This is a genomic window from Micromonospora sp. CNZ299 (assembly GCF_002754415.1).
In genome coordinates, this window is sequence record NZ_PEFG01000001.1 from 5,627,438 (window position 1) to 5,646,466 (window position 19,029).

The 19,029-nt window shown below is 71.3% G+C and carries 13 protein-coding genes; 2 read left to right on the forward strand and 11 right to left on the reverse strand.

What is annotated here, in order from left to right; all coding sequences use genetic code 11:
* Positions 1-257: 257 nt before the first annotated feature.
* Entirely contained in the window at positions 258-5,720 is a 5,463-nt protein-coding gene (locus CLT68_RS25655; protein ID WP_099854748.1) for an ATP-binding protein, read from the forward strand.
* A 28-nt stretch (positions 5,721-5,748) separates the two neighbouring features.
* Here the strand turns inward: CLT68_RS25655 and CLT68_RS25660 are convergent, their stop codons facing one another.
* From CLT68_RS25660 to CLT68_RS25700, 9 genes are all read right to left on the reverse strand, one after another.
* A complete protein-coding gene (locus tag CLT68_RS25660; protein ID WP_307871367.1) occupies positions 5,749-6,327 on the reverse strand; it encodes a sigma-70 family RNA polymerase sigma factor in 579 nt (192 codons plus the stop codon).
* A 194-nt stretch (positions 6,328-6,521) separates the two neighbouring features.
* Positions 6,522-8,372 (reverse strand): ABC transporter ATP-binding protein, encoded by a 1,851-nt coding sequence (locus CLT68_RS25665; protein WP_486482319.1) that lies wholly within the window; start codon positions 8,370-8,372, stop codon positions 6,522-6,524.
* Positions 8,369-10,075: an ABC transporter ATP-binding protein gene (locus CLT68_RS25670; protein ID WP_099854753.1), complete on the reverse strand. Its 1,707-nt coding sequence runs from the start codon at positions 10,073-10,075 to the stop codon at positions 8,369-8,371. The genes CLT68_RS25665 and CLT68_RS25670 overlap by 4 nt, the downstream gene beginning before the upstream one ends.
* A 32-nt stretch (positions 10,076-10,107) precedes the next feature.
* Positions 10,108-10,680: a gluconokinase gene (locus CLT68_RS25675; RefSeq protein ID WP_099854755.1), complete on the reverse strand. Its 573-nt coding sequence runs from the start codon at positions 10,678-10,680 to the stop codon at positions 10,108-10,110.
* Positions 10,670-11,899 carry a D-mannonate dehydratase ManD gene (manD, locus tag CLT68_RS25680; RefSeq protein ID WP_088948824.1) on the reverse strand — a complete coding sequence of 410 codons (1,230 nt, stop codon included), beginning with the start codon at positions 11,897-11,899 and terminating at the stop codon, positions 10,670-10,672. Before manD ends, CLT68_RS25675 begins: the two co-directional genes overlap by 11 nt.
* A 35-nt stretch (positions 11,900-11,934) precedes the next feature.
* On the reverse strand, positions 11,935-13,083 hold the full coding sequence (gene dgoD / locus CLT68_RS25685; RefSeq protein WP_099854757.1) for a galactonate dehydratase: 1,149 nt from the start codon (positions 13,081-13,083) through the stop codon (positions 11,935-11,937).
* Positions 13,084-13,090: 7 nt separating this feature from the next.
* The gene (locus CLT68_RS25690; protein WP_088948826.1) at positions 13,091-13,906 is read right to left on the reverse strand and encodes a carbohydrate ABC transporter permease; all 816 of its coding nucleotides are present in this window, start codon (positions 13,904-13,906) and stop codon (positions 13,091-13,093) included.
* The gene (locus tag CLT68_RS25695; RefSeq protein ID WP_088948827.1) at positions 13,903-14,853 is read right to left on the reverse strand and encodes a carbohydrate ABC transporter permease; all 951 of its coding nucleotides are present in this window, start codon (positions 14,851-14,853) and stop codon (positions 13,903-13,905) included. The genes CLT68_RS25690 and CLT68_RS25695 overlap by 4 nt, the downstream gene beginning before the upstream one ends.
* 74 nt (positions 14,854-14,927) lie before the next feature.
* Positions 14,928-16,214 (reverse strand): ABC transporter substrate-binding protein, encoded by a 1,287-nt coding sequence (locus CLT68_RS25700; RefSeq protein ID WP_486482320.1) that lies wholly within the window; start codon positions 16,212-16,214, stop codon positions 14,928-14,930.
* Between the two features lie 135 nt (positions 16,215-16,349).
* Between CLT68_RS25700 and CLT68_RS25705 the strand changes: the two genes are divergently transcribed.
* Complete coding sequence (locus CLT68_RS25705; protein WP_099854761.1) at positions 16,350-17,135, forward strand: FCD domain-containing protein; 786 nt, start codon at positions 16,350-16,352, stop codon at positions 17,133-17,135.
* 109 nt (positions 17,136-17,244) lie between these two features.
* Here the strand turns inward: CLT68_RS25705 and CLT68_RS25710 are convergent, their stop codons facing one another.
* Together CLT68_RS25710 and CLT68_RS25715 are read right to left on the reverse strand one after the other, a co-directional pair.
* Positions 17,245-18,027: a hypothetical protein gene (locus CLT68_RS25710; RefSeq protein WP_143743243.1), complete on the reverse strand. Its 783-nt coding sequence runs from the start codon at positions 18,025-18,027 to the stop codon at positions 17,245-17,247.
* A gap of 138 nt (positions 18,028-18,165) precedes the next feature.
* Entirely contained in the window at positions 18,166-18,990 is an 825-nt protein-coding gene (locus CLT68_RS25715) for an SDR family NAD(P)-dependent oxidoreductase (RefSeq protein WP_486482321.1), read from the reverse strand.
* Between the last annotated feature and the right edge of the window lie 39 nt (positions 18,991-19,029).

Below are 19,029 nucleotides of genomic sequence, written 5' to 3' on the forward strand. Positions count from 1 at the left end.
TCGCGGCGGTCGAGCCGTGCGTGACGCCCGGCGCGACCCCCGGCTGAGGTGAAGGTGATTCGGGTGCCCGCCTGGGCTACCGTGGCGGTCGCGGGCTGCGGGGACACCAAAAACTTTTGTTCACTTCCTACAACTGAGAGACGGTTGGTTCGGTGGTTGCGCCATAGCGCTGGCAGCCGCCAGCCGGAAAGGTGATCACTGCTGGGAGCCGTCGTCTCGCGGCACGCAGTTCAAGGTCTAGCTAAGGGGTCAGTCGGGTGTTCAACCGTGTCGCCATCGTCAACCGTGGTGAAGCCGCCATGCGGCTCATCCACGCGGTCCGCGAGTTGGCCGCGGAGACCGGCAACCAGATCGAAACCGTCGCTCTCTACACCGACGTCGACCGCACCGCCACCTTCGTCCGCGAAGCGGACATCGCCTACGATCTCGGTCCCGCGTCTGCCCGCCCGTACCTCAATCTGGCGGTGCTGGAGCGCGCCCTGACGGAGACCGGGGCCGACGCTGCCTGGGTCGGCTGGGGTTTCGTCGCTGAGGATCCCGCGTTCGCGGAGCTGTGCGAGAAGATCGGCGTCACCTTCGTCGGGCCGAGCCCGGACGCCATGCGCCAGCTCGGCGACAAGATCGGCTCCAAGCTGATCGCCGAGGAGGTCGGCGTGCCGGTCGCGCCGTGGAGCCGCGGCGCCGTCGAGACCCTGGACGCCGCTCGTGCCTCCGCGGCCAAGATCGGCTACCCGCTGATGCTGAAGGCGACAGCGGGCGGCGGCGGACGCGGCATCCGCGTGGTCCGCACCGAGGCTGAGCTGGTCGACGCGTACGAGCGGACCAGTCAGGAGGCCGCGCGGGCCTTCGGCAGCGGCATCGTGTTCCTGGAACGCCTGGTCACCGGGGCCCGGCACGTCGAGGTCCAGGTGATCGCCGACGGGCAGGGCACCGCGTGGGCGCTCGGGGTGCGCGACTGCTCGGTGCAGCGACGCAACCAGAAGGTCATCGAGGAGTCGGCGTCGCCGGTGCTCGACCCGGCGCAGGCCGCCGAGCTCAAGACGTCGGCCGAGCGGCTGGCCATCGCGGTCGGCTACCGCGGCGCGGCTACCGTCGAGTTCCTGTACCACCCCGGCGACCGGCTGTTCGCGTTCCTGGAGGTCAACACCCGCCTCCAGGTCGAGCATCCGATCACCGAGTTGACCACCGGGTTCGACCTGGTCAAGGCGCAGCTGCACGTCGCCTCCGGCGGGCGGCTCGACGGCGAGCCACCGATGGAGCGCGGGCACGCCATCGAGGCCCGCCTGAACGCCGAGGATCCCGACCGCGACTTCGCGCCGTCGCCGGGGCGGATCGCGCGGCTGGACCTGCCCAGCGGCCCCGGCATCCGGGTGGACACCGGCGTCAGCGAGGGCGACACCATCCCGGCCGACTTCGACTCGATGATCGCGAAGATCATCGCGTACGGCCGCGACCGCGACGAGGCCCTCGGCAAGCTGCGTCGGGCGATGGCGAACACCACGGTGATCATCGAGGGTGGCGCGACCAACAAGAGCTTCGTGCTCGACCTGCTCGACCAGCCCGAGGTGATCGACGCCAGCGCCGACACCGGCTGGATCGACCGCGTCCGCGGTGAGGGCCGACTCGTCACGCACCGCCACTCCGCTGTCGCCCTGGCGGCCGCCGCCATCGAGTCGTACGAGGAGGAGGAGCGCGCCGAGCGGCAGCGGCTGCTGTCGACGGCGTCCGGTGGTCGCCCGCAGGTGCAGCACGCCAGCGGCCGACCGCTGGACCTCAAGCTGCGCGGTGTCGGCTACCGCACCCGCGTGGCACGGGTCGGCCCCCACCGGTTCCGGGTCGGCATCGAGGCGGGCACCGTCGTCCGCACCGCCGACGTCGAACTCGACCGGTTCGACCGGCACACCGGCCAGATCGTCGTCAACGGCATCCGGTACCGCCTGCTCACCGGCACGTACGGGCCGACCCACCTGGTCGAGGTGGACGGTGTGACGCACCGGGTCAGCCGCGACGAGGGCGGCGTCCTGCGCTCCCCGATGCCGGCACTCGTCGTCGCCACACCGCTGGAGGTCGGCGCCGAGGTCGAGGCGGGCGCTCCGGTGCTGGTGCTCGAAGCGATGAAGATGGAGACGGTGCTGCGCGCGCCGTTCAGGGCGCGGCTCAAGGAGTGCGCCGTCTCGGTGGGCAGCCAGGTCGAGGCGGGCGCGCCGCTGCTGCGCCTGGAGCCGCTCGCGGACGACGCCGAGGAGACCACGGACGACCCGACCGCCGAGACCGTCGAACTGGACCTGCCGACCGCCGCCGAGACCGTTCCGGCGGACGAGCGGGGCAGGCGCGGTCAGGAGGATCTGCGGGGTCTGCTGCTCGGCTTCGACGTCGACCCGCACGACGACCGCCGGGTGCTCGACGGCTACCTCGCCGCGCGGCGGGAGGCCGCCGAGGCCGGTCACCGGCCACTGGCCGCGGAACTCGACCTCATCGAGGTGTTCGCCGACCTCACCGAGCTGAGCCGCAACCGGCCGACGGGTGAGGACGGCGGCGCCGCGCACGTGCACAGCGCGCGGGAGTACTTCCACACCTACCTGCAGAGCCTCGACGTCGAGCGGGCCGGGCTGCCGGACGCCTTCCAGACCAGGCTCGCCAAGGCACTCGGCCGGTACGGCGTCACCGACCTGGAGCGCTCCCCCGCCCTCGAAGCCGCCGTCTTCCGGATCTTCCTCGCCCAGCAGCGTGCGTCCGCCGACGCCACGGTCATCGCGACCCTGCTGCGCGCCTGGCTGCGGGAGACCCCGCCGGACGAGAGTTTGCGTGAGCCCGCCGGCCTGGCGCTGGAGCGGCTGATCGCCGCGACGCAGGTCCGCTTCCCCGTGGTCGCCGACCTCGCCCGCGGCGTGGTGTTCGCCTGGTTCGCCCAGCCGCTGCTGCGCCGCAACCGCGCCCGGGTCTACGCCGAGGTCCGTGGGCACCTGCGGCACCTGGACGCGCGCCCGGACGCGGCGGACCGCGCCGAGCGCATCGCCGAGATGGTACGCAGCACCGAGCCACTGGTCCGGCTGCTCGGCCAGCGGCTCGTCCGCGACCACCTCGACAACGCGGTCATGCTGGAGGTGCTGACCCGCCGGTACTACGGCAACAGGGCGCTCACCAGCGTGCGTACCCAGGAGGCCGCGGGCTGCACGTTCGTGGTCGCCGAGCGCGCCGATTCGAGCGTGGTCTCCGCCGCGGTGAGCTTCGACGCGTTGGGCGGCGCGCTGCGCGGGCTGGCCGAGCTGGCCGGCGACGAGGACTCCGTCGACGCCGACATCTACCTCGGCTGGGAGAACCAGCCGGAGGACTTCGACGCGATGGCGGCGGCGCTGGCCGAGGTCATCGCCGCGCACCCGCTGCCGACTCAGGTCCGACGGGTCACCACCACCGTCGCGGGTCGCGGCGGAGCGGTGATGCACCACCACTTCACCTTCCGACCGTCGGGCACCCAGCTGACCGAGGACCGGCTGATCCGCGGCCTGCACCCGTACATCGCGCAGCGGATGCAGTTGGAGCGTCTGCACAAGTTCGACCTGACCCGGCTGCCGTCGTCGGACGAGGAGGTCTACCTCTTCCAGTGCGTGGCGCGCGAAAACCGGTCGGACGAGCGCCTCGTGGCGTTCGCGCAGGTGCGTGACCTGACCGAGCTTCGCGAGCAGGACGGCCGACTGGTCGCGCTGCCGACGACCGAGGACGCCATCGCCGCCTGCCTCGACTCGATCCGCCGCGCCCAGTCGCTGCGGCCGTCGAAGACGCGCTTCAACACGAACCGGATCGTGGTCTACGTCTGGCCGCCGAGCGAGCTCACCCGCGAGGAGATGGAGATGATCGCCGGGCGCGTGCGCCCGACGACCGCGGGGGCCGGGCTGGAGGAGATCCTGTTCATCGCCCGCCAGCGCGACCGCCGGACCGGCGAGCTGACCAAGATCGCCGTACGGATCTCGTTCGACGCCGCCGGCGGCGCGGAGCTGGCCGTCGGCGAGCCGCCGGTCGAGGCGATCGAGCCGCTCGACGAGTACCGGCTCAAGGTGTTGCGCGCGAGCAGCCGCAACACGGTGTACCCGTACGAGCTGACCGGCAGGCTCGGTGACTTCGTCGAACACGACCTCGACGACGACCACGTGTTGCAGCCGGTGGACCGGCCGCGGGGGCGCAACAGCGCCGCGATCGTCGCCGGGGTGGTCACGACGCCGACCGAGCGCTACCCGCAGGGCGTCACCCGGGTGGTGCTGCTCGGCGACCCGACGAAGTCGCTGGGTGCCCTGTCCGAGCCGGAGTGCCGGCGTGTGATCGCCGCCCTGGACCTGGCGGAGCGGATGCACGTGCCGCTGGAGTGGTGGGCGCTGTCCGCCGGCGCCCGGATCTCGATGACGTCGGGAACGGAGAACATGGACTGGGTGGCCGCGGCGCTCAAGCGGATCGTCGAGTTCACCCAGGCCGGTGGTGAGATCAACATCGTGGTCGCGGGCATCAACGTCGGCGCGCAGCCGTACTGGAACGCCGAGGCGACGATGCTCATGCACACCAAGGGCATCCTGGTGATGACCCCGGACTCGGCGATGGTGCTCACCGGCAAGCACTCGCTGGACTTCTCCGGTGGCGTGTCGGCCGAGGACAACTTCGGCATCGGCGGCTACGACCGGGTGATGGGCCCGAACGGGCAGGCACAGTACTGGGCGCCGAACCTGACGGCCGCCCGGGACGTGGTGATGGCGCACTACGACCACACGTACGTCGCGCCCGGCGAGGACGCGCCCCGCCGGGCGGTCACCACCGACCCGACCGACCGCGACATCTCCGACTTCCCGCACGACGTGGCGGGCAGCGCCTTCGCCACCGTCGGGGAGATCTTCTCCGTCGAGGCCAACCCGGACCGCAAGAAGCCGTTCGACATCCGTACGGTGATGCGGGCCCTCTCCGACCAGGACCACCCGGTGCTGGAGCGCTGGGCGGGCATGGCCGACGCGGACACCGCGGTCGTGCAGGACATCCACCTCGGTGGCATCCCGGTCTGCCTGCTCGGCATCGAGTCCCGGTCGGTGCCGCGGCACGGCTTCCCGCCCACCGACGGTCCGGACACCTACACGGCGGGCACGCTGTTCCCCCGCTCGTCGAAGAAGGCAGCGCGGGCCATCAACGCGGCCAGCGGCAACCGGCCCCTCGTCGTGCTGGCGAACCTGTCGGGCTTCGACGGCTCACCGGAGTCGATGCGCAAGCTGCAACTGGAGTACGGGGCCGAGATCGGTCGGGCGATCGTGAACTTCCGGGGGCCCATCGTCTTCTGCGTGATCTCGCGCTACCACGGCGGTGCGTTCGTGGTGTTCTCGAAGGCGCTGAACCCGAACATGACAGTGCTCGCGCTGGAGGGCTCGTTCGCCTCGGTGCTCGGTGGCGCGCCCGCCGCCGCGGTGGTGTTCGCCGCCGACGTCAACGCCCGTACGGCGGCAGACCCCCGCGTGCGGGACCTGCAAGCCCGCGTCGGTGCCGCAGCCGGCACCGAACGCGCCGCGCTGACCGCGGAACTCGACGAGCTGCGCTCGTCGGTGCGCGCGGAGAAGCTCGGCGAGGTGGCGACCGAGTTCGACCGGGTGCACAACATCCAGCGCGCCGTGCAGGTCGGCTCGGTGGACGCCGTCATCCGCGCCGCCGAGCTGCGTCCGCGCATCATCGAGGCCATCGAGGCCCGCCTGGGGTGAGCGGCCGGGATCGGGCGGGGCCCCAGCCTCAGCTGGTTCGCCGCGTACGGCTCTGGTCGCCCTCGGCCTGCCAGGCGGCGACGAGGTCCTCGCGTGCCCGGGCGACCCGGGAGCGGATCGTGCCGATGGGGCACTGGCAGACGTCCGCGGCCTCGGCGTAGGAGAGGCCGAGCACGTGGGTGGCGACGAACGCCTCGCGACGCTCCCGGGTCAGGCCGGCGATCAACTGGTGCAGGGTCACGCCCTCGTCGGCCCCGGCGGCGATCGCGCCGGCTGACTCGGCCGCTGTCTGCCAGTCCGGCACCGACGCGATCCTCGGCCGGGCCACCGCCGTCCGGACGTGGTCGACGGCGACGCGCCGGGCGATCGTGAACACCCACGTCCGGGCCGACGAGCGGCCGGCGAAGCCGGGCAGGTTGCGGAACGCCCGCAGGAACGTCTCCTGAGTCAGGTCGTCAGCCTCACCCGGTCCGGCGAGGTGCGACAGGAACCGCCAGACCTGGTCCTGGAGGGCCCGGATGAACGCGGTGGCGGCCTGCCGGTCACCCCGGCCAGCCTCCTTCGCCCAGCGGGTCACCTGGTCGTCGTCAGCGACGCCGTCTCGCACGGACCACCGTCCTGTGTGCCACGGGCGCTCCTTCATGGCGAAGTGCCGTCGTCGGGACGCCGCCGGTCAGCCGCGCATCCTGGTTGTCGCTGGCCGGTCCGGAAAAGTTCCCGGGCTCCCCCGTTCGGTCGACTTCCCGGTTGCGTACCAGCGGGCCGGGGCCACGGCGGGACGGCGCGCGCCTCGTCGGCCGCTCAGCCCAGGACGGGTTGCTCCTCGATCTGCCCGGTGCTCCCGCGCCCCTGCGGCGGCACGGGGTCGGGCATGCGCCAGGACCGCCACAGCTGGCTGTAGCCACCCCCGGCCGCCAGCAGCTCGGCGTGCGTGCCGTGCTCGGCGACACGCCCATGCTCCATCACGACGATGCGGTCGGCGGTGGCCGCCTGGCTCAGTCGGTGGGCGACGACCAGGGTGGTACGTCCCTCGGTGGCCGCCACGGCGGCGCGGTCGAGGTCACGCGCACCCGCGCTGCCCGCCTCCGCGGTGGCCTCGTCGAGGACCGCGACAGCGGGATCGGCGAGGACGAGGCGGGCCAGCGCGAGCTGCTGGGCCTGGGCCGCGGTGAGGTGCCGTCCACCCTCCCCCACCTCCGTGGCGAGGCCGCCCGGCAGGGCACGGAACCAGTGGGTGGCACCGACGAGGTCGAGGGCGGCGGTCAGCTCGTCGTCGGTCGCGTCCGGGTTGGCCAGCCGCAGATCGTCGGCGAGCGGCCCGGCGAAGACGTGCACCTCCTGGCTGATGAGGGCGATCTCGCGGCGCAGCCGGTGCTCGCCGAGCTCGGCCAGCGGCACGCCGCGCAGGGTCACCGACCCGTGGGTGGGCGCGATGATGCCGGCGATGATCCCGGCGAGCGTGCTCTTGCCCGCGCCGCTGGCACCCACGAGGGCGACGCGCTCGCCCGGTGCGAGTCGGAGGTCGACGTCGCGCAACACGACCGGCCCGTCGTCGTAGCGGTGCTGCGCGACGGTCACCTCCAGTGCCGCCGGTTCGGGCCGCGCCGGCCGGGAGGGCTCCGGGCCGGCCGGGGTCGCAGTGTCCGGCAGCGCGGTGACCCCGACGAGCCGGGCGAGGCTGGCACCGGCCTGCAGCACGGAGTCCGACTCGAACAGCAGCAGGCCGATGGGGTTGAAGAGGCGGTGGAAGTAGAGCGCGGCGGTGGTGGCGGCTCCCACAGTGGCGAGGTCGTCGCGCACCAGCAGGAAGCCGGCGAGCAGCACGGCGGCCAGCCCCACGAACTCCGACCTGTTGATGCGCAGCCCGAACCGCGTGAACAGCCCGAAGATCTCCAGCGACAGGTCGCGGGCGACGCCGGAGCGCGCCGCGATCCGGGCGACGTGGGCGTCCTCCATCCGGTAGGCGCGCACGGTCGCCGCGCCGCGGAGCGCCTCGGCCGTCGCCTGCGCGCGTTCGCCAGTGGCCACCCGCTCCCGGGCGTAGTACGGGATCGACCGTTTGAGGTACCAGCGCAGCGCCAGCGCGTACGCCGGTGCGGCGACCAGCCCGGCGATGCCGAGCCGCCAGTCGAGGGCGAAGAGCCCCACCGCGGTCAACACGACGGACAACAGGGCGCCGAGGAAGGCCGGCCCGCTGGTGGCGATCACGTTCGTCACCACGGCCACGTCGTCGCCGGCGCGGGCCACCAGGTCCCCGGTGCCGGCTCGCTCCAGGGTGGCCGAGGGCAGGTGCAGGGCGCGGTCGAGGACCCGCTCCCGGAGTCGGGCCAGCACCGTCTCGCCGAGGCGTGCGGCGACCGCGGCGCCGACCGCGGTGAGGATGCCCGCGAGCACCGCGGCACCCGCGATCACGCCCGCCCAGGTCACGATCTGCGACGTGTCGGAGCCGGCGATGACGTCGTCCACGAGGCGACCGAGCACCCAGGGGGCGACGAGCCCGGTCGCGGACGCGGCCACCAGCAACGTGCCGGCGACGGCGCTGAGCCCCGGCAGGCGGGCCAGCTCGGTGCGGAGGGTGGCCCAGGTCTGTCCGGCGGTGGCCGTCGGCAGCAGTTGCCGGGGCTCGGCCCCGGTCATGGTCGGCTCGGTCATCGCAGGATCTCTTCCCGGTAGCGGGCGTCGCTGGCGAGCAACTGCTCGTGCGGCCCCTCGGCGATGACCCGGCCTCGGTCGAGCACGACGACCCGGTGTGTGACCCGCAGCAACGCCGGGCTGGTGGTGATCAGCACCGTGCCGTGGGTGTCCGCTCCGCGGGCCGAGGCCAGCCCTTCGGCGAGCAGGCCCTCGGTCACCGCGTCGACAGCCGTGGTGGGGTTGTGCAGCACCAGCACCGGGGGGTCGGCGACGAGCGCCCGGGCCAGCCCGATCCGCTGCCGCTGCCCGCCGGACAGGTTCGCCCCCCGCTCGGTGAGCTGGCGGTCGAAGCCGTGCGGGTGCGCGGCGAGCACGTCCTCGGCCGCCGCCGCCCGCACCGCGGCGCGCAGGACCGTGTCGTCGACCTGGGCGCCGGCGCTGAGGTTGGCGCGCAGGGTGCCCTCGAACAGCGCCACGTCATGCTGCTCCACCAGGACCACGGCGCGCAGGGCGTCGATGTGCAGCTCTTCGGCGGGCACGCCGTCGACGTAAAGCGTTCCCCGGCGGTCCGGTTGCGGCACCCGGCCGGCCAGCACCGCGACCAGCGCCTCGGCGTCGCTCGGGTCGTAGGCGAGCACGCCCAGGATCTCGCCGGCACGGACGTGCAGGCTGACACTGTCGAGGCCCGCGTGACCGACCCCGTCGAGGGTCAGCCGGGACGGGGTCGGTGCGGGCGGCCCGGCGTCGCCCGGCGCCAGGACCGGTGCCGCGCCGAGGACCCGGGCGACCCGCCCCGCGGAGGCCCGGGCCATGGCGAACAGCTGTACGCAGTACCCGAGCGTCTGCACCGGCTCGGCGATGAACTGGGCCAGCCCGACGACGGCGACGAGTTCGCCGATGGTGAGCCGGCCCTGGAGCGCGAGCCAGCCCGCGACGCCGGCGACCGTCGCGAGGAACAGGCCGTTGATCATGGTGGTGAGCCCGAGGTGCAGGCCCTTGGTGGTGGCGGCACGCAGGGTGACGTCGAGCGCGTGGCGGCTGGCGCCCGCGTACCGGCGCGCGGCGTGGTCCTGCGCGCCGATACCGCGCAGCACGCGCAGGCCGGTGACGAGGTCGACGGCGAGCGCGGTGGTGGCCGCGAGGGCCTCCTGCTGCGACGAGCTGCGCCGGGTGAGCAGCGGCGCCATCCGTTGCAGGGCGAGGACCAGCAGGGGTACGCCGAGGAGCACTCCGAGCCCCAGCGGGACGTCGACGACGAGCAGCGCGACGGCGGCGACCACGATGGCGGTGAACGCGGCGGCGGTGAGCCCGGCGACCCGCACGACCAGCGCGGACAGCTCGGCGTCGGAGGCCGTGACGGACAGCAGCTCTCCGTCGCGCATGCCGGAGTGGTGTCCACGCGGGTCGAGGGCGCTCCGGGCGATCTCGACCCGCGTCGCGTGTGCCTCGTGCTCCACCGCGGCGTACGCCATCCGGGCACCGGTCCGGTAGGCGAAGGCCAGGACGGTGAACAGGGCGGCCAGCCCGGCGAGTGAGAACACCAGCGCGCGGACGTCACCGGTGGCGACCGCCCGGTCGATGACCACCCCGATGGCGACGGGGACGAGGGCTTCGGTGGCCTGGTGTGTGCACAGCAGCGCGATGCCGAGCAGCACCCGGCCACGCTGTCGGCGCAGCGCGCGACGAAGCACCACGCCACCGCTGATCTCGGCGACTGACATGCGAGGCGGACTCCGTTATCGATTAGGGTTGGCTAACCTAACACGCTCCGTTGCGGGTCCGGACGGCGGTAGGGGTGCAGGCCGAGGCCGTCCACTGCCGCCGCGACCAGCGCCTCCGGGGTGAGCGCGACGTCGAGCACGAGCACCGACTCGTCCGGCTCCGCCGGCTCCAGCGTGGCGAGCTGGGACTCGAGCAGGCTCGCCGGCATGTAGTGCCCCTCGCGTCGGGCCATCCTGGCCCGGATGACCTCCGCCGACCCGGCGAGGTGCACGAAGTCCAACCGGAGCGTGCCCTGGCGCAGCACGTCCCGGTACGACCGCTTGAGCGCCGAGCAGGCCAGCACCGTCGACCGGCCCTCCGCGCCGCGATCGGCGATCCACACGGCGATGTCCCGCAGCCAGGGCCAGCGGGTGGTGTCGTCCAGCGGTACGCCCGAGCGCATGCGTGCCACGTTCGCCGGGGAGTGGAACTCGTCCGCCTCGGCGAACGCCAGCCCGGTGGCCGCGCTGATCCCCCGCGCCACAGTGCTCTTGCCGGCGCCGGAGACCCCCATCACCACGACGTGCCGGGTGGGTGGGGCGTCGCCCCGCCCCTCACCAGTCATGGATCGTGCCGTCCTTGAGCCGGTTGAACGGCAGGTAGGCCGGCTCGTACGGGAAGCGGGCCGCCACCTCCTCGTCGAGCTCCACCCCGAGACCCGGCTGATCGCCCGGGTGCAGGTAGCCGTCGGTGAAGGTGAACGACTGCCGGAACACCTCGTTGGCCAGCGGGGTGTGCTTCATGTACTCCTGGATGCCGAAGTTGTGGATGGCCAGGTCCAGGTGCAGCGCCGCCGCCATGCCCACGGGGGAGATGTCCGTGGGGCCGTGGATGCCGGACTTGATCTGGTACTGGGCGGCGAAGTCGAGCAGCTTGCGCATGGCGGTGATGCCACCGGTGTGGGTGACCGCGGACCGGACGTAGTCGATCAGCTGCTCGCGGATCAGGGTCTGGTAGTCCCAGACCGTGTTGAAGACCTCACCGATGGCCAGCGGGGTGGTGGTGTGCTGGCGGACCAGCCGCAGGGCCTCCTGGTTCTCCGCCGGGGTGCAGTCCTCCAGCCAGAACAGGTCGTACGGTTCGAGGGCCTTGCCGAGCTTGGCGGCCTGGATCGGGGTCATCCGGTGGTGACCGTCGTGCAGCAGCGGCAACTCCGGGCCGAACTCACCGCGGACCGCCTCGAAGACCTCGGGCAGGTGGCGCAGGTACGCGCGGGTGTCCCAGTCCTCCTCGACGGGCAGCGGGGTGCGCTGCGCGGGTTCGTAGTCGTAGCGCTGGCCGGTGGCGCTGGGCTGGGCGGCCACGCCGTACACCGCGTTGATCCCCGGCACCGAGGTCTGCACCCGGATCGACCGGAAGCCCTCGTCGAGGTGGCGACGGATGGAGTCGAACAGCTCGGGAAGGTCCCGTCCCGACGCGTGCCCGTACGCCATGATGCCGGTGCGCGACGCGCCGCCCAGCAGTTGGTACAGCGGCATGCCCGCGGCCTTGGCCTTGATGTCCCACAGCGCCACGTCGACCGCCGCGATGGCCGCCATCGTGACCGGTCCACGACGCCAGTACGCCGAGCGGTACAGGAACTGCCAGGTGTCCTCGATCCGGTGCGGGTCCCGCCCCATCAGCAACGGGGCCACGTGGTCGCGCAGGTACGAGGCGACGGACAGCTCACGGCCGTTGAGCGTGGCGTCGCCCAGACCGGTGATGCCCTCGTCGGTGGTGATCTTCAGGGTGACGAAGTTCCGGTCGGGGCTGGACACGATGATGTCTGCTGCGACGATCTTCACGGGGTGCCTTTCGTTCCTTCAGGACCGGGGTGGTCTCACCATTCGGCGAACGAGCCGTCGGGGTGCCGCCAGGTCGGGCTACGCCAGCCGTGGCCCCGCTTGTCGGCCGTCCGCACCGCGTGCTCGTCAATCTCGATGCCGAGGCCGGGTGCGGTCAACCGCTGTACGTAGCCGTCGACGAAGGTCAGCGGGGTCTTGTCGAGGCAGTAGTCGAGCACCTCGGCGCCCTGGTTGTAGTGGATGCCGACGCTCTGCTCCTGGATCAGGAAGTTGGGCGTCGCGAAGCCGACCTGGAGGCAGGCGGCGAGGGCGATCGGCCCGAGCGGGCAGTGCGGGGCGAGCTGCACGTCGTACACCTCGGCCAGCGTGGCGATCTTGCGCACCTCGGTGATGCCGCCGGCGTGCGCGAGGTCCGGCTGGGCCACGGCGATGCCGGCCTGCAGCACGGGCAGGAACTCCTGCCGGCTGTAGAGCCGCTCCCCGGTCGAGACCGGGGTGGTGGTGCAGCGGACGACCTCGCCGATCAGGTGCGAGTTCTCCGGCACCACCGGTTCTTCGAGGAAGAACGGCCGGTACGGCTCCAGGAGCGGTGCGACCCGCCGAACGTTGGCGAGGGTGAATCGCCCGTGGAAGTCGACAGCGACGTCGCGGTCGTCGCCGAGGACCTCGCGGGCGACGGCCACCCGCTGCACGACCGCGTCGAGTTCGGCAACCGAGGCGAGCGCGCCCATCCGCCCCGACGCGTTCATCTTCACCGCGGTCAGGCCCGCCTCGACCTGGGCGCTGATCTGGTCGCGGATCTCGGCGGGCTCGTCACCACCGACCCAGCCGTAGACCCGGATCCGGTCCCGGACCGGCCCGCCGAGCAGTTGGTGCACAGGGGCGCCGTAGTGCTTTCCGGCGATGTCCCAGAGCGCCTGGTCCAGACCGGACACCGCGCTGGCCAGGATCGGGCCGCCCCGATAGAAGGAGCCCTTGGTCAGCACCTGCCAGTGGTCCTCGATGCGCAGCGCGTCCCGACCGGTGAGCAGCTCGCTGAGCTGATGGACGGCGGTGCGTACGGTCTCGGACCGGCCCTCACAGGTCGCCTCCCCCCAGCCGACGATGCCGGACTCCGTCTCGACCCGGACGAACAGCCAGCGCGGCGCGACCAGGAAGGTCTCCACCTTTGCGATCCTCGTCATGGAGCTGTCAGCCCTTCGTGGCACCGGCGGTGAGGCCGGAGACGACGTACTTCTGCACGAACAGGGCGATCAGCATGATCGGCAGGGTGACCACTGTCGCGGCGGCCATCAGGCCGCCCCAGTCGATGCTGGCGTACCCGACGAAGTCGAAGATCGCCACGGGCAGCGTCTTCGTGTCGGAGCCCGAGAGCACCAGGGCGAACATGAAGTTGTTCCAGGAGAAGATGAACGAGAGGATGCCGGCCGTCGCGACGCCGGGCACCGACAGCGGCAGGGTGATCCGCCGGAACGCGCCGATGTGGGTCAGCCCGTCGACCAGCGCCGCCTCTTCCAACTCGGTCGGCAGGCCGTCGAAGTAGCCCATCATGATATAGACGATCAGCGGCAGCGACACGAACATGTGGCTCAGGATCAGCACGCTGAACCCGCCGACCAGCTTCAGGTTCGAGAAGACGTAGTACCAGGGCACCAGGAGCGAGACGCCCGGGATCACGCGGGCCATGAGCACGACCAGCGCCGACTTCTTCATGTTGAAGCGGCTCATCGAGTAGGCGGCGGGCACGCCCAGCAGGAGCGAGAGCGTGGTGGCCGCGAACGCCACCCAGAGGCTGTTGCCGATGAACTCGAGATAGTTGGCCTGCTGGAGGACGGTCTCGTAGTTTTTCAGGCTGGGTGAGAAGACGAACGCCTTGGCGGTGTCGTAGATGTCCACATTGGTCTTGAAGGACGCCGCGATCATCCAGAGCAGCGGCGCCATCAGCCCGAACACCACGACGACGAGAGCTGACGTGCGGAAGACGCGGTACGGCTTGCTCGGCTTCATCGGCCCAGCCCCTTCTTGCGATAGGTGAGGGCCCACATCACCCCGATGATGATCAGGAAGAAGATGATGAGAACGGTCGACGAGACGCCGTAGTCGTTGTAGTCGAAGCTGAGGCCGTAGGCGTACACGTTGAGGGTCTCGACCTCGTGGAACGACCCGCCGCCGCGCCCCTTGGTCGCGTAGAGGATGTCGAACGTCTTGAGCGCGTCGATGCCCCGCAGCAGGATGGCGACGATCACCGTGGGCATCAACAGCGGGAGGGTGACGTGCCGGAACCGCTGCCAACTGCTGGCGCCGTCGATCCGGGCCGCCTCCTGGGGCTCGTCGGAGAGTGAGGTGAGCCCGGCGAGCAGGATCAGCACGACCATCGGTGTCCACTGCCAGATGTCGATGAACATCGTCGTCGGCAGGGCCGAGTTCTGGCCGGCCAGCCAGGGCTGTGGGCCGATGCCGATCCAGCCGAGCAGCTGGTTCGCCATCCCGATGTTGGGGTCGAAGATGAGGCGCCACATCATGCCGACCGCGACCGGGGTGGCCACCAGCGGCAGGAGGATCGCGACGCGGACCCACTTCTCACCGCGGAAGGGCCGCCACAGCAGCAGGGCTATCGCCATGCCGAGAACGACCTCGAAGAACAGCACGACGCCGGTGAACAGGACCGTACGCCAGACCGCCGGCCAGAACCGGTCGGTGTCGGTGAGCACGTCGAGGTAGTTCTGGAAACCGATGAACTCGGACTCGGCGCGCACCGAACCCTCGGCGTCGGTCAGGCTCAGATAGCCCGTCCACGCCACCGGAAAGATGATCAGCACGGCGACGAACGCCATGGCGGGTGCCGCGAAGAGCCACTTGCGATGTTTGTTGGCCCACTGCGACCAGGCCGACGACTCCGGGGACGCCATGGGGGCCTTGGGCGAATCGGTGCGGGGTGCGGTGACGGCTGACATTCAGATCTCCGGGTTCGGGGGCCAGGTCCCGGCGAGGCGGCGGAGCACGTCGGCTCCGCCGCCCGGCGCGTGGGTTACTTCGCCTCGTCGTCGAGGAACTTCTGGAACGCCGCGTTCGCCGCGTCCGCCGAGCTGGCCGCGTCCTTGCCGGTGATCGCGTCGACGATCGGCTGGCCGACGATCTCGCGCGCCTCAGCCACCTTGACCACCAGCGGGCGGTCGTGCCCGACACCGTTCGCGGTGCTGACCGTGTTGGCCTCGGCCAGATCCTTCGGCAGGGTCGCGGTGCTCGCCGGGTTCGCCCAGACCGAGGTACGGGCACCGGGCACGCCGGCCGTCTGCTGCGCCAGCGTCTGCTCCTTGCCGGCCGCCCACTGGATGAACTTCCAGGCGTTGTCCTTGTTCTCCGAGCTGTCGTTCATGCCGAGCGCCCAGGAGGGGATGTTGTACGGCTTCGACCCGGCAGGGCCGGCCGGGAACGCGGCGAAGCCGACGGTGTCGACGACCTTGGACTTGGTGGGGTCGGTGGCGTTCTTGTAGAGCGAGTTGGCCTCGGTGTAGAAGGCGGCCTTGCCCTGCGTGAAGATCGCCATCGCCTCCGACCAGCTCATGTCGGTGCTGATGTTCTCCGGGCCGTGGTCCCGGAGCAGGCCGCCGTAGAAGGCGTACGCCTGCTTGGCCTGCTCGGTGTTGACAGTGGCCTTTCCGCTGCTGTCCACGAAGTCGCCACCGAAGCTGAAGAGGAAGCTGGAGAACTGGGTGACGGCGGCGGCCTTGCCGGTACGAGCGACGAACCCGGCCACACCGGGGTTGTCGGCCTCGATCTTCGCCGCCTGCGCCTTGAGTTCGTCGAGGCTCTTGGGCGGTGCGGTGAAGCCGGACTTGGTCAGCAGGTCCTTGCGGTAGTAGAGGACCTCCTGCTCGGTGATGATCGGCAGGCCGACCACCTTGTCCTCATAGGTGGTCGCCTGCACCGGCCCGGCCTGGAAGTCGCCGAACTCGAAGGCGCTGTCCGACTTGACCCTCTCGCTCAGGTCGGCGAGGTACTTGTTCTTGCCGAACTGCTTCCCCTCCTGCAGGGGCCGGTACATCATCACGTCGAGGTCGGTGGACCCGGCGTTCAGCTTGACGTTGTACTGGTCGGACAGCTGGTCCTCGCCGAGCTGGGTGACCTCGACCTTGAGGCCGGACTGCTTCTCGAACTCCGGCAGGGCCTTCTTGATGTTCTCTGTCCAGACGTGGTTCACCAGCGTCACGCGGACGGTCTTCGAACCTTCGCCGCCATCGTCGCCGCCGCAGGCGGTGAGGCTCATGGCGGTGACCACGGCCAGAGAAGTGCCGATTATCGATCGACGTCGCACGCTTGTCTCTCCTTCTGTCGTGGCCGCCGCCCTCGGAAGAGCCGCTACCTCGGTGTTACATCCGCTTAACATCGGGATGCTAGGCCGAATAGACGGATTACTTCAAGAGGTTGATGTAAATGATATGATCTTTGAGTGGAACCGTCCTCAGCAGAGGTTGCAGCCGCTCAGACCGCCCCCGCCGAGGCTGGGCTGCACGCCCGCGTCCTCGACCATCTGGGCACCGCCATCTGCGGCGGCGAGCTGGCGCCCGGCGCGATCCTCAACATCGACGAACTGGTCGACAGGTACGCCGTCTCCCGCTCGGTCGTCCGCGAGGTGCTGCGCGTCCTGGCGTCGATCGGGTTCATCGAGGCACGCCGACGGGTGGGGGTGATGATCCTGCCGGCCAGCGCGTGGAACGTCTTCGACCCGCAGGTGATCCGCTGGCGGCTCGCCTCGGCTGGCCGGATGGCCCAGCTCCGGTCGATCACCGAGCTACGCACCGCCGTCGAGCCGCACGCGGCCTACCTGGCGGCCAACCGGATCGGCCACGACGAAGCGAGCGACCTGGTCGGGCTGGCGGCGAAGATGTGGGCGGCCGGCGAGGCCGGTGACGAGGAACGCTTCCTGCACCTCGACATCGAGTTCCACCGGCGCGTCCTGCTCAACTCCGGCAACGAGATGTTCGTCCGGCTTCAGGATCTGGTCGCCGAGGTGCTCACCGGCCGGCACAAGCACCACCTCATGCCGCACCACCCGCACGAACAGGCTCTCCAGATGCACGCGGACGTCGCCCAGGCGATCCAACGACGCGACGGCGCACGCGCCCGGCAGGCGATGGTGCAGCTGATGGAGCAGGCGTTCGACGAGATGAAGTCACTGTGGGAGCAGACCTCGGTGCCCGACCGGGAGGCGCCTCCCGGGTCGGCCAGCCGCTGATCGACTCGGTTTACGGGAAGTCGCGGTGTCGGGCTGCCCCGTACACCGCGACTTCCGTGAAGCCGAGTCGATCATGGGCCGGCGCCGGGTGGCGCCGACCGGATCGGTCTCAGCGCGCGGTGCCTCGACCCGATCGACCCGCACCGGCGGAGGGCCGGTGCGCGATGCGGGGCGCCCGCACGGCGGAGGCGTTGCCGGCGCCGGGGCGGTAGTCCCGTGCCGCGCTGGCCACCATCTCGTCGGGGTCGCGGGTGAGCTGCTGGCGGATGTGCTGCGGCACGACCTCGGACGTCGCCATCGCCAGGCGAACCTGCACCGACCGGTCGTCGACCAGGCGCTCCAGGTCGGCCTCGTCCAACTCCAACGAGCGGACCAGCGCGGCACGCACGTCGACCACCGGGTCCGCGGCGAGCGCGCTGCGCTGCGCGGCGGTGGTCCGCGGGTTGCGGGCGACCCCCTTGCGTACGCGGGCGGTGCGATCGGCCAGCAGGGTGTTGATCACGTCGAGGTCGTGGGTGTGGGTGGCGAGTCGTTCCCGTACCTCGGGTGAGACGTCGTCGGTCAGCTTGGCGGCCAGCTCGGGCTCCAGGTCCCGGCTCTCGGCGAGGAGGCCGCGAAGCTCCTTGTCCGATGCCTGCGCCATGGCCCGGCGAACCGACTCGTCGCAGGCCGGGTTGCTGGCGACCGCCCAGCGGATCCACCGGTCGTCGTCCTTGACGAGACGCAGGAGGTTGGCGATCGAGGTGGAAGGGTTCCTCGCCACGGCCTCCCGGACCTGACGATCCTGGTCCCTGGTGAGCGGTCGCAGGGCCTGCGCGGGCGCGTCGGCCCGAGCGGCGACCGCCTTGCGGACCACCGCCGACGGGTCGGACGCCAGGTCGATAAGGGTCATTTGTGGCGTTGTGGGGTCCTGTGCGAGGGCGAGCCGCGCGTCAGCATCGCCACCGATCGGACGGTGGGCGGTGGCGTCGGACCCGCTGTGACGGTCGGGCTCGCCGACGTCCTGCTGTTTCCCCATGACCCAATCATGTCACGCGCCCGATCCGGCACTGCGGGCCTGACCAGCGCCAGGTGGCACCTGGGCGGGTAGTCGCAGGCCGGACATGCCACCATCCACCGCCAGCGACGTCCCGGTAACCGACCCCGTGGTGGGCGACGCGAGGTAGACGACGGCGGCGGCCACCTCGTCGGCGGTCACCAGACGGCCGGTCGGCTGACGGGCGGCGAGCTGCCGCTTCTCCGCCGTCGGGTCGGCCGCGCCGGCGAGCAGGCGGGCCACCCAGGGCGTGTCGACGGTGCCGGGGGCGACACAGTTGACCCGGACCCCCTCGGTCACCAGGTCGGCGGCCATGGCGAGGGTGAGGGCGTGCACGGCACCCTTCGACGCCGAGTACAGGGCGCGTCGGGGCAGGCCGACGGTCGCCGCGATCGACGAGACGTTGACGATCGCCGCCGCCGACGACCGACGCAGGTACGGCAGGGCGACAGCGCTGGTGCGGGCCACGCCGGTGACGTTGACGTCGAGCACCCTGCTCCACCGCTCGTCGTCGTCCTCCTCCACGGTGCCGACGGCGGAGATGCCGGCGTTGTTAACCAGAATGTCGATGCCCCCGAATGCCTCGGCGACCGAGGCGACGGCCCCGCTGAGCGAGGACCGGTCGGCCACGTCGGCCCGGACGCCGTGGACGTGCGGATCGTCGGGCAGGCCCGACAGGTCCAGGTCCAGGACGCCGACCCGGGCGCCGGCGGCCACGAACGCCCGTACGCAGGCGTTGCCGATCCCCGAGCCACCGCCGGTCACCACCGCCACCAGGCCGTCACACCGCATGTTGCTCTCCCATTCCGAGTAGTCCACCAGGTTGACGCACCGCCATCAGGAAGGCCGCGCGGTCGA